At 38.6% G+C, this 15,311-nt stretch carries 15 protein-coding genes and 1 tRNA gene; 7 read left to right on the top strand and 9 right to left on the bottom strand.

Features of this window, described 5'->3' with window-relative positions; all coding sequences use genetic code 11:
• Positions 1-702 precede the first annotated feature (702 nt).
• Both E2P86_RS04125 and E2P86_RS04120 read left to right on the top strand, forming a co-directional pair.
• On the top strand, positions 703-1,602 hold the full coding sequence (locus E2P86_RS04125; protein WP_134430969.1) for a S1 family peptidase: 900 nt from the start codon (positions 703-705) through the stop codon (positions 1,600-1,602).
• Between the two features lie 705 nt (positions 1,603-2,307).
• On the top strand, positions 2,308-4,008 hold the full coding sequence (locus tag E2P86_RS04120; protein ID WP_166785138.1) for a DUF262 domain-containing protein: 1,701 nt from the start codon (positions 2,308-2,310) through the stop codon (positions 4,006-4,008).
• Positions 4,009-4,179: 171 nt separating this feature from the next.
• On the opposite strand, the gene E2P86_RS04115 is transcribed toward E2P86_RS04120, so the two are convergent.
• A complete protein-coding gene (locus E2P86_RS04115; RefSeq protein WP_134430963.1) occupies positions 4,180-4,500 on the bottom strand; it encodes a hypothetical protein in 321 nt (106 codons plus the stop codon).
• 82 nt (positions 4,501-4,582) lie between these two features.
• Here E2P86_RS04115 and E2P86_RS18105 point away from each other — a divergent pair, with 82 nt between their 5' ends.
• Entirely contained in the window at positions 4,583-4,732 is a 150-nt protein-coding gene (locus E2P86_RS18105; RefSeq protein ID WP_166785137.1) for a hypothetical protein, read from the top strand.
• A gap of 229 nt (positions 4,733-4,961) precedes the next feature.
• Here E2P86_RS18105 and E2P86_RS04110 read toward each other — a convergent pair.
• Positions 4,962-5,035: transfer RNA gene (locus E2P86_RS04110), tRNA-Met, on the bottom strand.
• Between the two features lie 220 nt (positions 5,036-5,255).
• Between E2P86_RS04110 and E2P86_RS04105 the strand changes: the two genes are divergently transcribed.
• From E2P86_RS04105 to E2P86_RS04095, 3 genes are all read left to right on the top strand, one after another.
• A complete protein-coding gene (locus E2P86_RS04105; protein ID WP_085474517.1) occupies positions 5,256-5,633 on the top strand; it encodes an START-like domain-containing protein in 378 nt (125 codons plus the stop codon).
• A 305-nt stretch (positions 5,634-5,938) separates the two neighbouring features.
• Positions 5,939-7,396: an LptF/LptG family permease gene (locus tag E2P86_RS04100; RefSeq protein WP_085474518.1), complete on the top strand. Its 1,458-nt coding sequence runs from the start codon at positions 5,939-5,941 to the stop codon at positions 7,394-7,396.
• An 84-nt stretch (positions 7,397-7,480) separates the two neighbouring features.
• Positions 7,481-8,695, top strand: a complete 1,215-nt coding sequence (locus E2P86_RS04095) for a bifunctional 3,4-dihydroxy-2-butanone-4-phosphate synthase/GTP cyclohydrolase II (protein ID WP_085474519.1) — start codon at positions 7,481-7,483, stop codon at positions 8,693-8,695.
• 58 nt (positions 8,696-8,753) lie between these two features.
• On the opposite strand, the gene E2P86_RS04090 is transcribed toward E2P86_RS04095, so the two are convergent.
• From E2P86_RS04090 to E2P86_RS04065, 6 genes are read right to left on the bottom strand one after another with little or no spacing between them, the layout of a single operon-like run.
• A complete protein-coding gene (locus E2P86_RS04090) occupies positions 8,754-9,284 on the bottom strand; it encodes a hypothetical protein (protein ID WP_134430960.1) in 531 nt (176 codons plus the stop codon).
• A gap of 5 nt (positions 9,285-9,289) precedes the next feature.
• Positions 9,290-9,841, bottom strand: coding sequence for a protoporphyrinogen oxidase HemJ (hemJ, locus tag E2P86_RS04085; RefSeq protein ID WP_085474521.1), 552 nt, complete (start codon positions 9,839-9,841; stop codon positions 9,290-9,292).
• A 53-nt stretch (positions 9,842-9,894) separates the two neighbouring features.
• The gene (hemE, locus tag E2P86_RS04080) at positions 9,895-10,929 is read right to left on the bottom strand and encodes a uroporphyrinogen decarboxylase (protein WP_085474522.1); all 1,035 of its coding nucleotides are present in this window, start codon (positions 10,927-10,929) and stop codon (positions 9,895-9,897) included.
• Positions 10,930-11,445 (bottom strand): hypothetical protein, encoded by a 516-nt coding sequence (locus tag E2P86_RS04075; protein ID WP_085474523.1) that lies wholly within the window; start codon positions 11,443-11,445, stop codon positions 10,930-10,932.
• 7 nt (positions 11,446-11,452) lie between these two features.
• Positions 11,453-12,163: a response regulator transcription factor gene (locus E2P86_RS04070; protein WP_085474524.1), complete on the bottom strand. Its 711-nt coding sequence runs from the start codon at positions 12,161-12,163 to the stop codon at positions 11,453-11,455.
• The gene (locus E2P86_RS04065; RefSeq protein ID WP_085474525.1) at positions 12,153-13,031 is read right to left on the bottom strand and encodes a sensor histidine kinase; all 879 of its coding nucleotides are present in this window, start codon (positions 13,029-13,031) and stop codon (positions 12,153-12,155) included. The genes E2P86_RS04070 and E2P86_RS04065 overlap by 11 nt, the downstream gene beginning before the upstream one ends.
• A 113-nt stretch (positions 13,032-13,144) precedes the next feature.
• Here E2P86_RS04065 and E2P86_RS04060 point away from each other — a divergent pair, with 113 nt between their 5' ends.
• Positions 13,145-13,846, top strand: a complete 702-nt coding sequence (locus tag E2P86_RS04060) for a YjjG family noncanonical pyrimidine nucleotidase (RefSeq protein ID WP_085474526.1) — start codon at positions 13,145-13,147, stop codon at positions 13,844-13,846.
• A gap of 594 nt (positions 13,847-14,440) precedes the next feature.
• Here E2P86_RS04060 and E2P86_RS04055 read toward each other — a convergent pair.
• Positions 14,441-15,259, bottom strand: a complete 819-nt coding sequence (locus E2P86_RS04055) for a 3-keto-disaccharide hydrolase (RefSeq protein ID WP_134430957.1) — start codon at positions 15,257-15,259, stop codon at positions 14,441-14,443.
• Positions 15,260-15,311 lie beyond the last annotated feature (52 nt).

The following is a 15,311-nucleotide window of genomic DNA, read 5'->3' as shown; positions in this document are numbered from 1 at the left end:
TTTAGGTTTTTGGTATACGTATTACGGTTTTCACAACCAATATTACTTATTAGGCTGCTGTCCATATGATTTACCAAGGTTAAACATATTTTTTAGTGGAAATGAGTGTTCATAAAAAAACCGCCCTTTAAGGCGGTTCTCTCTCATAGAGACGAGGAATTGTCTCTATTTTCTATTGCTTAGTTTATAGTAATTTATCGAACAAAATTCTTATGCATACCTGATATGATAGCGCTGCATATAGCTTGGTTATGTAGTTTTATCAGCCCAATTATTCTTTTCATTAAAAAGCATTAAAAGGTTAAGCCAACGAAAATAGTTACAAAAGCACCGCAAAAAAAACGGGAAACCGTAAGGCGAGTAGAATAGCACAAATTGTTGCACTAATAAAGCGAAAACTATAACCACAAGAAACCCCGACTACTATTATAGAATCGGGGTTGGGGGTTGAGGAAAATGTTACTACCCATTCGTAACGCTTTCTTCAATACAAAAATACAATGGAAGATTTAATATGATTTACGGGAACCCGTAAGAGAGAACAATATTATCAAAAAGACTACGAGAAAAATATCTAGAAAGCCTGATGAGTAAAAACTCGAATCTAAAATTATTGTTACGCGATACAGGCTTTCTCTTAAAGACTTAACTTTGGCAGCAAAACAAACCAAAATAAATCACAAATATTTACCCAACAAAATAATGAAAAAGAACAAGTTAGCTTCAATCCTTCTGGTGGCTTTGTGTTTAGCGAGTACCGTTAAGTCATACGCGCAGACGACGAAAAAATGGGAAGGTTTTAGTGACCAGCAGGAAATCACGCAAAGCTTCGAACTAAAAACAGAAGAACTACTAAAGAATAGTAAGTTTATAACCATTGAACAAGCTGCGGTAGACTTAGTAGCAGTAGAGGGCAAGAAAGTTGATATGTCGGCCGTAAAGCTTCGTAAAAAGGCACTTGACGCGGCCGAAATTGCAGCCTTGATCCAACCTTCATTTGTCGCGTTTGCTACGGCTTACGACTGTGGTAACTGCCACCGGACGCACCTGAATACGGCCTCTGGCTATATCATCAGTGAAGACGGCCTTATAGCGACGAATCACCATGTTATCGAAGGGTTCATTGAAAGCAAAAACGGTAAAAACCTAGCGATGTCTATCCGTACCCATGATGGCGATGTGTTCTTGGTCAGCGAAATTATTTCCGCATTTAAAGATGCAGATTTGGCCATCGTTAAAATAGATACAAAAGGGAAAAAATTAATTCCCCTTCCGTTAGGGAACACGGCACAGGTGGGCGATAATGTCTTTGTAATGAGCAACCCAGCACCTATGATCAACTATTTCAGCACCGGAAAAGTAGCACGCAATTACCTATCACCTGTATCGAAGACAGAGAAACTGCCTCAAACAGATATTACGGCAGATTATGCGGCTGGATCTAGCGGTGCTCCCATTGTAGATCAATATGGTAATCTTATCAGTACTGTATCTTCAACACGCTCTATCTATTATGATATGAAAGAGCAGAAGAATCTTCAAATGGTTGTTAAAAACACAAAACCTGTGGTATTGCTTAAAGAGCTTATCAAAAATATTTAAGGTATAAATTGCAAAAGCTAAAAGTAGAAGGGGAATTCTTGAATAAGGAACTCCCCTTCTACTTATAAAACCAGTAACAGCAAATTAGAATGGTGTGCTAAACATACCCGTCCTTTCATTCATAAAACAAGTAGGCCTAAAGCCAAGGGTAATAGGATTGTCGAAGTTCTAAGAACACAGAATTTAAAAGGTCAAGGTACGAAATACAAGATATAACAAACAGAACTCACCACTTCTGACTCACCAAAATTTTCAAGGGCTATAAACATTTTTTCCAAGTCTCACTCTATATGCTTTTCTTGTCATTCGCTCGCCTACTGCGAGGTGAGCAAAGGTCCTTGAAGAGAAGTGCATTAGGACATTTCAACGATATCTATGAAATAGACGAAGCTTCTTGCCAGTATTTTTTAAAGATGTACTTGTGCCTGGGCACATCAAAAATAGTGACAAGAGCGGAGCCTTTGCGATTACCAAGCGAGCCAAACTCTAAAAGCAGTTGAATTTTGACCAGGTGTGTAATACCTAGTAAAAAGACAAAGGAGCTTTTGTGAAGAGGAGGAATTACCAAAGCATTAAATATGACAAACAGCGAAGGTCAATAAATATATAAATAAATACGGGAAACCGTTTTTACTTATTGTTTGGTTTGCCGTATCTTAATGGCGGTAATTCCGTAACGGAATGCCTTATAACCTGATAATAATAATGATAAATAACAACTTACTAGACACAAAAACAGTTAATTTCAATGAGATATTAAGTAGTGGAAAAATTTATAGGGTGCCACAATTTCAAAGAGATTATTCTTGGTCCCAAGATAATTGGGAAGACCTTTGGAACGATATTATAATTGCTGAGGAGAACAAAACACCTCACTATATGGGCTCAATCGTTCTCCAAAGCAATACCTCGAAGGAATATTCTATAATCGATGGGCAACAACGATTTACAACATTGTCAATTTTAACATTAGCCATAATTAAATCAATAAAAAATCTCGTTGATAGGGGTATTGAGGTGGCTGAGAATAACGAAAGAATAGAAATTTTAATGCGACAATACATTGGAGAAAAAAATCCAAGTTCTTTAACGTATTCAAGTAAATTATTCCTTAACGAAAACAATGATTCCTTTTTCCAAAGTAGGCTGATCCGTTTTTTAGAGCCTATCAATACTAAAAAGCTTATAGATTCAGAAAAATTATTGTGGGGATCCTATGAGTTCTTTCTAGAAAAATTATCATCTAAGTTCCATCAAAATGGTAGTGATTATGCTTTGTTTCTTAATTCAGTTGTAGGTGAACTTATGCTATTCATTCAAATAACTGTAGAAGATGAGTTAAATGCTTATACTGTTTTTGAGACTTTAAATTCTAGAGGTGTTGAGCTAACGTCAACAGACTTGCTAAAGAATTTCTTATTCTCTCAAGTCGCAAAAAGTGATTCAGATCTAAAGCAAGTTAAGGAACAATGGAAAAGAATAATTGATATTATTGGGCTAAAAGACTTTCCAAATTTTCTAAGATATTATTTAATTAGCACAAGGAAATTAATTACGAAGGACTACCTGTTTAAAGAGATTAAAACCTTTATAAAATCGTCTGAAGATGTTTTTGAATTACTAGATAAATTAGAATTTTACGCACATAATTATAAGGCACTTGGAAACCCTGATGATGAATTATGGTCTGAAGACAAGGAGTTAAAAGGTTTTATTGTGCTATTAAAAGTTTTTAGAGTTTTACAATGGAAACCTTTAGCGATGGTTGGTCTTGAAAAACTTTCTAGAACAGATTTTTTTAAATTGATTAAATCCTTAGTAATTATTTCTTTTAGATATAATGTTATATCTAAAATGCAAACAAATGAAATGGAAAAGATATATAGTCGTGCTGCTATTAAATTGATAAATGGTAATAGTAAAAGTATTACTGCAATTTTAAACGATATAAAATCCTTATATGTGCATGATGATGAATTTAAAAACTATTTCTCTGTTAAACAATTCAACACTAATAACTCAATTGACAAAAAAATTCTAAGGTATATTTTATATAAAATCGAAAGTCAATTAAATGGTGGAGCAGATTACGATTTTGAAAGTGACAAGGGGACGATTGAACATATTTTACCTGAAAGCTATTCCGAACCGTATAAAGTTCTATTTAGTGAAGAAGAGTTTCATAAGAACATTTTTTTACTAGGAAATATGACTCTTCTTGAAGCTCAAAAAAATTCGAAAGAAGCATCAAATAAGGCTTTTCCTGAAAAACTGGCAATATATAAAACTAGTAAGTATAAGATAGCAGCTGATATCAATGCTGAAACTTGGACATCAAAATTAATAAAATATAGGCAAGCTAATATGGCAAAAATTGCTAGTTCAATATGGTCATTAAATTTTTAAATTAAAAATATTAATCAAAGGTAATTTGGTAAGAAAGAAATACAGCTTGAAAACAGACTCAATCATCAACACTCAAAGAAACCCTCATAAGTTTCCAGTGAGTATTGATGATTGGTTGTAAAACTCTCTTGTTTCCTAAGTCAAGGACTGCCCCTCTTTCAAAGAACTCGATTAATCCATGAGCTGTTTTTTAAAATTGCAAATGGATTTGTCGATCAAGTTCACTTCTATTTCGATAAGTCGTAAGGAAATAGTTTTTACAAAAATACTAGTCCTCACACTATAAGCCTTTTCACTATCGAGGTTATCCTCGATCATGATCTCATGCTTTGAAAGAGACCTATCTAAGTAAGCATACATAATAGGAAAATGCCTTGTTAAGTCGGCACTAGCATCTTCTGTGTTTTCCTCAAAATACTTTAAGACGAAGTTGATTACTTCCTTATACTGATTCATAAATTCATCTTCCAGTATGATGTAGTTATTGTTCAATAATTGGTTTAACGCTTTTGAACAACCATTAACACCTTTCTTATACAAATTAATCCGGAAGTAGAAAAAACCTTAGCTCTAGATGAACTATCCTACAAACGTCTTAAAAGCTCAAAACAAAGTTGGTCAAAAAGCTTCTTTTTCTTTTAAAGATTTTGCAGAATTAGGGAAAACTGGTACACCGATGGTCTTACCAGTGTACTCTTTACAACGTTTTTCGTTGAAGCAGTAATAAAGATAAGATCTCGTCTTTTAATCCTTACTGAAAAGAATGATTAGGTCCGTATACATAAATCAAAATTTGTCTCGCTAATGTCTCGCTAACAAATTCTGTTCATTTGAGATTCGGTTTTATTTGTACTTTCAAGTACTAACAATTTTAAAATTCACACCCGTAAAACCCAATTTATCGATTTTAAAACCACAAAAAAAGCCTCACTTTTCAGTGAAGCTTTATCCAGTAGCGGGGAGCAGGATCGAACTGCCGACCTCAGGGTTATGAATCCTGCGCTCTAACCATCTGAGCTACCCCGCCGTTTTTCGTGATGCAAATATAGCAAATACATGGAACATCCAAAGGAAAAATTATTTTTTCGTTGCAACAAAATATCTCCAAAACCCCAATCAACTCATTTTTAAGGCGATAATTTTCATAAAAAATATTTATTCCTATTCTATTTTGATTAACAAAATAAAATTGTATTATTACAAATATCAAGGACTGTGTGTTTTATGTGTTAACCAAAACAAACTATATGGAAGAAAAAGTACAAATACACTTAGAATACATTATAAACTCATCTCCACGGATTTTGTATCCCTTTATCCAGGAGCCTAATGCCCTATCGCAATGGTTCGCCGATGACGTCAATTTTAAGGAAGGTATCTACGAGTTTATCTGGGAAGATGAAGTCAATAAAGCCAAATTGGTTACAAATAAGGAAAACAAGTTAGTTCGTTTTAAATGGATAGACGATGACCCTTACTATTTCGAAATTGAAATTATACAAGACGAGCTGACCAATGATGTTGCTTTGGTTATCACAGATCATGTAAAACAAGATAATCTGGAAGACAGAAAAAAAATCTGGGATAATTCTATTGGCTATTTACAAAGTGTTATTGGCGCCTAAGCGCTAATTTCAGCATAGCAAAAACACTATTGCAAAGAGGCACGACGGTGCTAATCTAAAGACATAAAGATCCTTACCTAAAGATCGCTATGCCGCTAAGATTACCACACCATCGTGCCTCTCGTCTACTAATAACCTACCACCGCCGTCCTAGCAAACCACAAGGACTATCCTCGAATAATGATTCCCACTTTCCTGTAAAATATCCCCCCTTCTTTCTATTGCAGACCATAAACACTTAGGGAAAAATAAGTATCTTTGCACCACAATCTTAGTTAAGATGCGTTGCTAGTTCAGGCATTTATATGAAAAAGATACACGTATTAATTTTACAGGCTTTCATAAAACCATTCATGATATGTTTCTTTATCGTGATGTTTGTCCTGTTAATGCTTTTTTTATTTAAATACATTGATGACCTGATCGGTAAAGGCTTCGAGTGGTACGTACTCCTCGAACTGATCGCCTACCAGTGTGCCGTACAGTTGACCATGGCACTACCACTATCCATGCTTCTTTCCTCCATTATGACCTTTGGAAACTTGGGCGAGAGCTACGAATTGGTTGCGATTAAGGCCGCAGGATATTCCTTGCGTAAAGCTATGATGCCATTGGTTGTGTTAGTAACCTTGTTTGCTGGAGGGTCTTTTTTATTCTCCGATTACATCCTGCCTGTGGTCAACCTTAAAATGGGGTCGCTCCTCTGGGATGTGCGCAACAAAAAAGCAGATTTCCTGATTAAAGCCGGTATCTTTAATAACACCATCCCCGGATATTCCATCCGCGCAAAAGGGAAAAGTAAAGACGGAACCATTCTCTATGATTTAATGATTTACGATCACCGATCTGGGAATGCGGCAAATAATGTATTATTAGCCAAAGAAGGTTTTATGCACAACTCGGCCGACAATAATTACATGATCCTCAAACTAAAAGATGGGGTGCGGTACGAAGAGTCTCGTGTAAAAAATGCCAAACGGTACGATCCGCGACAACAATTTACCCGTTTCCGTTTTAAAGAAACGGAGCAAAAATTTGATATGGAAGCCTTTCAGATGAAAAGAACGGATGAAAATCTTTTCAAGGCACACCATTCCATGCTCAACCTGAAACAGCTGAAACTATATACCGATTCCAATCGCGTGCAGATGGATAGCATTTCTCGTGGCGTGTTTACCGAAACGAAAAACTACATCTCTTATATGGCGCCATACTATCACGATAGTACAACAAGGCCCGTAAAGACAAAACCATTTAAAGATTTTCTACACGATTATGTACCCAAAGATCAACAGCGCAATGCGATCAGCAATGCCTTGGGACAGGTACAACAGCTTAATAGCATCTTCCAGATGAAAGAACCGGAGTATAAAGCCTATACAGACAAAGAAATCCGATACAATATTGAGTTTCATCGTAAGTTCACATTAGCTGTATCTTGTCTTTTACTTTTTGCGATTGGAGCCCCATTAGGAGCAATTATCCGTAAAGGAGGACTGGGACTGCCTGTTGTGGTGGCGATCATTTTCTTTTTGATTTATCACATCATTTCTACCATGGCCGAGAAGGCAGCTAAAGATGGAAGTCTAGATCCCATATTGGGGATGTGGATGGCCGTTATTGTGCTCTCCCCGCTTGCGGCATTCTTAACGTATAAATCCACAACGGACTCGTCCCTATTTGATATTGAGCAGTACAAGCTCAAGTTAGAAGCGTTTTGGAAAACAATCAATGGAAAATTCAACAAAAAGCTCCCTAGTTAAGTCGTTAGCACATTTTTGACAAGCTTATTATATAAAAACAACGTAGATAGCCTACCTTTGTACACAGAAAGATTTTTTTAGAAGATGGAAATAAAACTAAACACGATCGAAGAAGCGATTGAAGATATAAAAGCAGGAAAAGTCATCATCGTTGTCGATGATGAAGATCGTGAAAATGAGGGTGATTTTGTTACCGCAGCACGTAATGCGACACCCGAGATTATCAACTTTATGGCAACCCACGGTCGTGGACTAGTATGTGCACCACTCACACAAGAGCGTTGTACAGAATTAAACCTTGAGTTGATGGTCGGTCAAAATACGGCTGTTTATGAAACCAATTTCACCGTATCTGTAGACCTACAAGGCTATGGATGTACAACAGGTATTTCAGCTTCCGATAGATCCAAAACGATCAAAGCACTTATTGATCCCAATATCAAACCAGAAGAGTTAGGTCGTCCAGGCCACATCTTCCCTTTGATTGCCAAAGATGGTGGTGTTTTGCGTCGTACCGGACATACGGAAGCAACGGTAGATTTAGCTAGACTTGCTGGCTTTGAACCTGCCGGAGTGTTAGTGGAAATCTTGAAAGAAGATGGAGAAATGGCGCGCCTACCCGATCTAATGGAAGTTGCGAAACGTTTTGACCTAAAAATAATCAGTATCGAAGATCTTATCGAATACCGCTTAAAGCATGATTCACTGATCGACGAAGAGGAAAGCGTAAAAATGCCAACGCAATGGGGCGATTTTAACCTGAAGGCATTCACACAGAAAAACACAGGTGAACAACACCTTGCACTGTACAAAGGAGAATGGCAAGAAGATGAACCGGTCCTCGTACGTGTACACAGCTCTTGTATCACAGGTGATATCTTTGGATCATGCCGTTGCGACTGTGGACCACAATTACACAAAGCAATGGAGAAAATCCAAGAAGAAGGAAAAGGGGTAATTGTTTACATGAACCAAGAAGGTCGTGGCATTGGTCTATTGAACAAACTACATGCTTATAAACTGCAAGAACAAGGTTTGGATACAGTGGATGCAAACTTACAGCTCGGATTTAAAGCAGACCTAAGAGACTATGGTGTTGGTGCACAGATCCTCAGACACATGGGCGTTACAAAAATGCGCTTAATGTCTAACAACCCAACGAAGAGAGCGGGTCTTGTCGGATATGGTCTTGAAGTGGTAGAAAATGTGCCTATTGAGATTACACCGAATCCATACAATGAAGATTACTTAAAAACAAAACGTGATCGTATGGGACACAGTATTTTGAAAGATCAATAAAAGAAGCTATAAAAAAAGGAGATTATTAAAATCTCCTTTTTTTATAGCTTCTGATGTACTACCATAAATGGTAACGCACGCCAAACATGAGAAAGTTTGGATCAGTCTCTTCAAATTTGAAATTATATTTCACCTTGTACCCTGTATACACGGACAATTGTATTGCAGGAAAATAATAACTTACTCCGACCTGTCCATTTGCAACGGTATAGTTTTGCTTTTCTTCTGGAAAAACAGTTGGTTTTTCTCCTGAATATGGCAACTCCGGATCGACCAGCAATTCATTATAACGATAAAAATCTTGGCTAATCCCAGCCCCAAGGAACACATTAAAATTACTCTTCTTTTTATCTAATAACGAAAGGAGATAATCCGCTCCAACCGCAACATAACCATTCCGGCCATTCACCGTAGCTTGTAACGCGGACCGATTAGTCACATCATACTTCCCTTGTACACCAAAAGAACCGGCATAGCCTGGAGATTCCAATTGTACATCCCCATAGAAGCCAAAAGCCCATTTGTGATCTTGTGCCCGACTTATCATCGCTACACTGCTCAATAAAATAAATAGTATTACTCTTTGCATAAAAATTAGTCTACATGTTCGCCCTTGGACTTTCGATATTTCTTGTACAGCTTGATGAGTAACATCAGTACCACGCCAAGCCCAACTAAACCTACAACCCCATACACCCAGTCGATAGCCGACCTAAAGATAACTAAAAACACGATAGCAAAAAGAATCAAGGTCGAGACCTCATTCCATAGACGCAATTGATTTGAAGTCCATGTAGATTGCCCGCTGCGCAGACGAAACATGATTTGCTGCGTTTTGAAATGATACACGACCAACCCCAAAACAAAAGCCAATTTAATATGCATCCATCCTTGTTGCAGCAGCCCCGGAACCAGATACAGCATCAACAGTGCTGACCCAATGGTTATGTACATCGCCGGCGTGGTAATCACCCACCACAATTTACGCTCCATGACTTCAAACTGAGCGTGCAAAACCTTGTACTCCGCCGCACTTTTGTTCTTTGCTTCCGTATGGTAAATAAACAATCGAGGCATATAGAACAAACCCGCCATCCAACAGACAACGAAAATGATATGTATCGATTTTGCGTATAAATAAAGCATCTTATATGGATAAGCAATAAGGGCAAATTACATTGCCCTTATCTATTACTCTTTTAGTATCTAAACTCTTTAATCACCTCTACTGCATACTTCACGTTATCGAACGGAATATCCGGCATAATACCGTGCCCAAGGTTGAAGATAAAACCTTCCTCACCACGCATTCTTTCGAACAGCTGATGAATTTTCGTTTTAATGACTTTCTTATCGGCATACAGAACGAAAGGATCTAAGTTTCCTTGCACCGCAATACCTTGTGGTAACGACTGTTTAATGTTTTTCAGATCCGCATTCCAATCCACCGAAATCACATCCGGGTTAGCTTCTACCATCATCGGTGCAAAAACCGAAGATCCCTTACAGAAAGAAATAACAGGAACTGTACGTTTTATATTTGCTAAAATATACTTGTTGTAATGATGCGAGAAATCACGGTAGTCATTCCATGATAGCGCAAGTGCCCAGCTATCAAATAACTGTATTGCATTTACGCCTGCATCGATCTGCATATTTAAATATGCGATGGTAACATCTGCAATTTTCTGCAATATCAAGTGAGCCAATTCAGGCTCATTGTTTAGAAGCAACTTCGTCAATTTAAAATCCTTCGAAGAGGCTCCTTCAACCAAATAGCTTAAAATAGTAAACGGTGCACCAGCGAAACCAATCAAGGGTATACGTCCTGCCAAGCGCTCCTGAATAACTTTAATCGCGTCCGCTACGTACTGTAATTTATCCAAACAGTCGACCGTCAATTGCTCTGCATCAGCCAATGTTCTGACCGGATTACTAAAGCGTGGACCAACCCCCTGCTCAAAAGAAAGATCTCCACCCATCGCTTCCGCCGTAACCAAGATATCAGAGAAAAGGATAGCCGCATCGATACCTAAAAGATCTACTGGAAGCATCGTTACATCTGCAGCAATCTCAGGGGTTTTGCACATCTCCAAGAAACTGTACTTGTTTTTAATCTCCCAGTACTCCGGCATAAAACGGCCTGCTTGACGCATCATCCATACGGGAGGTCTTTCTGTCTGCTGCGCTAAAGCAGCTCTGATAAATAAATCGTTTTGTAAAATTGTACTCACTTAGCTTTGTTTATTTAATTCTATTTCTATTTTCTCGACAATACTATGCTGCCTTTCGGTCAGCTTCAACTTCTTCACTAAATCCAGGTAAACCGGAACACGCTCATAATTTTTCTTTCGCAAGGCGATATTAGCGAGATTGATCAGCACAAAAGCCTTCTCCGTGTCTCGCTTCCACGGTAAGCGGGAAGCCAACTGAAAATGATACTCCGCTTTATCAACATCTTCTTCTTTTAAAGCGATATTTCCCATCATGAACTCGTAGTAACCACGTCTGCCTTTACGGAGTTGATCGGGGTTCTTAATCTCAGCCAACAAGTTTTTTGTCTTCTCATAATCTTGTTTATGAAAAGCTTGTGTAGCTAAAAAAACAGTCCCTTCACGAAAATGGCTCCACACCAAATAACCTACCCCACCAGCGATATAAACAGCGATATTATAGTGCTGTGCGTAAATCGCATAAAGAAGAAATGCCACCGCAATACCGATGACAATCATTCTAACTCTTGTATTCATCCGCGCGCTATACTGTTGGTGTATCGGTAAACTTATAGCCCACCCCTCTTATCGAGTGAAAGTAAACAGGATGTTTTTGGTCGGGTTCAAAGTACTTACGGAAAGTTAAGATAAAGTTATCGATCGTACGGGTAGAAGGATATACATCGTAGTTCCAAACGGTTTCCAAAATCTGTTCGCGCGAAACGGCTTCGTTCTTGCGCTCGATCAATAACTTCAGCAACATGGTCTCTTTCTTCGTCAATGAAGTGATCGTTCCATCCGCATGATGCAACTCGAACGAATTGAAATAAATCGTCTTATCCCCAATCGTGTACGAATTAAATTCTTTCAGATCATCTGGCTTTAATCCACGACGGATTAAATTGCCAACCCGTAGAATGAGCTCCTCCAAGTTGAAAGGCTTAACCAAATAATCATCGGCTCCTTTCTTCAACCCCGTGATACGGTCTTCACTGCTGTTTTTAGCCGTTAAGAACATAATCGGAACCTCCGTGTTCTGCAAGCGGATAGTCTCTGCCACCTGAAATCCATCGATCTCAGGAATCATAACATCTAGAATAATCAGGTTAAAGCGCTCTTCTTTAAATATCTTCAATGCTTTTTTACCATCCGTAGCTGTTGTCACCCGGTAGCCTTCTAGCTCTAGGTTTAACTTGATGGCTTCTAAAAGATGTTCTTCATCTTCAACTAAAAGTATACGTTGTTTAGCTTGCATAATTTTCAAATGTTACTTCAAAAATACTCCCCGAAGGAGTGTTATCTTTAACTTTAATAGTGGCATTATGTTTCTGTAGTACCGTTTTCACAATATACAACCCTAAACCTGTGCCTTTGGTTTTACGCGTAGCTTCACTTCCTACCCGATAAAACTTATTAAATATAAACTTTTTTTCTTCTTCCGGAATGCCTTCCCCGTGATCCGCTACAGAAAAGACAATTTTTCCGTCTTCTTTCTGCTTCAAAACCACAACGACATTCGCGCACGGTGGCGAATATTTAATGGCATTCTCAATTAGATTATTCACGACATTGGTAATCGCAAATTTATCGGCATGAAGCACAATTTCCTCGTCTAATTGTGGCTTGATAATTTGTGAACTACACGCATTCTTTTGCAATCGATCAACCACATTTGCAACCACCTCCGTCAGATTAAATTCTTCTTTTGGCAGATTGAAACTACGGTTTTCCAACTTGGTTGTCAATAAGACATTCTCCACCAAGTCATCCAAACGCTCAATATCCTTTAACGAATTTCCAAGGAACATCTTCTGTTGCTCGCGGTCGAGCTCTCGCTTCAGGATGGTTTGGATATATAATTTCACAGAAGCAAGAGGTGATTTTAGCTCATGTGTGACAGCTAACAAGAAATTCTGTTGTTGCTGCTGCTGTTTGTGCTCTCTGGAAATGAGTTTCTTCAGTCTAAACGCTCCCCATGAGAAGATCAATAAAAAGAAAATCCCCTCACCGATAATCATGCCCTTACGTTCTGGTTCATATTGCACCAGTAAATAACCCCACCAGCCCAATTGCATAACCGCATAAAAAACCAAAAAATAAAAGAGAACTAAGGCTTTCTTCATGTATAGTATATCAATTTTACACAAAAGTAACTATTTGTACATCTGAAAGAAAATACTAAACAGATTTTGACACTAATAGGAAGAATGAACATATTTTTTATCTAATTTTGTACATGTTTTTTCAGAAAAAAGATATCTTCTTCGACCTCGATCATACCATTTGGGACTTTGACCGCAACGCAGAAGAAACGCTACATGAGCTCTACTATCGTTACGATTTTGACAAGCTTTTCAATCGCCAGAACTCCTCCGAATTTATTGAAACATATACTGTCAACAACCATCGTCTGTGGGATTTATACCACCACGGAAAGATAGACAAGGCCACCCTACGCAGTGCACGCTTTGCCGATACATTTTCGCAGTTAGGGGTAGACCCAGCTTTGTTTCCAACCGATTTCGAGGAAGACTATTTGGCAATTTGTCCAACGAAGACAAACTTGTTTCCTCATGCCCACGAGACCTTGGAGTATCTACAAAAAAAGTACACCTTGCATTTGATATCAAATGGCTTTAAAGAAGCGTGTGAGAAAAAACTGGCACATAGCAATCTTGCCCCTTATTTTAAAACTATTGTGATTTCAGAGAATGTAGGAGTCAATAAGCCCAACCCCCAGATATTTGATTATGCCCTCCGAAATGGGGCTGCAGAGGTGGGACACTCGATTATGATTGGTGATAACCTAGATGCGGATGTTCGTGGCGCACAGAATTTCGGAATGGATGCTATTTTCTTTAATGCCATAGCAGCCGAAAAGCCGACTGACGTCAAGTACATGATTCACGACTTAAAGGAGCTGCAATCGTTTTTTTAAGATTTTCAGGCTCCTGACCATTCGTCTTAGCCTGCCTAATCGGACACGAGCCACAGGCTCGCGCCAGCGAAGCAACAAACAAGAACGATTAAGCCGCCAACGAAACAAGAGCGCCCACCCTTGAACGTCATATCGACGATAGGAGATATCTATCAACTGTACAGGTGAACTAACGGATGCGCAGTACTCGTATCCGGAGTATTGTCTATAGATCCCTCCTCGTACCTCGTTCGGGATGACGATATAGTTGTAGAATAAATGAACGAGAAACTGTGTACGATAGTTGTACACGTATAGCGAAGAATAACCCGCCAACGAAACAAGAGCGTCCACCCCTGAACGTCATATCGACGACAGGAGATATCTATTACCTGTACAGGTGAACTAACGGATGCGCAGTACTCGTATCCGGAGTATTGTCTGTAGATCCCGCCTCCTACCTCGCTGGGGATGACGGTATAGTTGTAGAAAAATGAACGAGAAACTGTGTACGATAGTTGTACGCGTATAGCGAAGAATAACTCACAAAACAAAATAGCGTGTAAAGATTTGAAACAAACCCTTACACGCTATTTTATGTCCATATTATAGGCCTTACAATACCTTCATTGTAACGTTCTTGATCCACACATCGTCACCGTGATCTTGGAAACCAACCACACCAGATTTAGTCTTACCTCCTACATGGTTCAACAACTCAAAAGCAAGTGGCCATTTCGCCTGACTAAATTTACTACTCTGCAACAAGGCTGTCCATTCAGGAGTCCAAAGCGTATACTCTACCACTTTTGCTCCATTTTGATAGTGCGTTACTTTACCGTTGTTCACTACAATCTTCGCTTTATTCCATTCCCCTGCAGGCTTACCATTTTGTGGTTTTGCGGGTATCATATCATACAGTGAACCTGATTTCCGATTACCGTCCACCCCTTGTTTCGCATCAGGGTGATTATCATTATCCAACAATTGGTACTCCGGGCTTGAAATATAGATCGGTTGTCCCTTCACCTCTTTCGCCAAGAAGAATACACCTGAGTTTCCGGCATGCGATATCTTCCATTCAAACTCAAATTCGAAATTCTGGAAATCATGCGCAAATATAATATCTCCACCCTCAGCCTTTTCAACACCTTCAGGCTTCTTCGAAAATTTCAACGAACCGTCCTCAATCGACCATTTCGTCGGCACATGATCCTTGTTATATCCACGCCATCCATTCAAGGATGAACCATCAAAAAGCACATAAGCACCACTCTTGTTCTTCTTAAAAGTCTTGATATCTGCTTTTGGCAAGCTGGTGTTCAGCTCATAATTTGGCGCCTGTTGAACAAAGCTGCCTTTCCCTTGTGCGCTACATGCGAGCACGGCAACCATCATCGCTGCGCTTAATCCGTAAGCTATTTTATTTTTCATATTTTTAAACGGGTTTAGTTTGATCTGTTAAATCTAGATAAATAATTTATCT

Source organism: Sphingobacterium psychroaquaticum (assembly GCF_004421025.1).
Lineage (GTDB): Bacteria > Bacteroidota > Bacteroidia > Sphingobacteriales > Sphingobacteriaceae > Sphingobacterium > Sphingobacterium psychroaquaticum.
The sequence above is the reverse complement of the archived record's forward strand: the minus strand, read 5'-3'. Positions and strand labels throughout refer to the sequence as shown.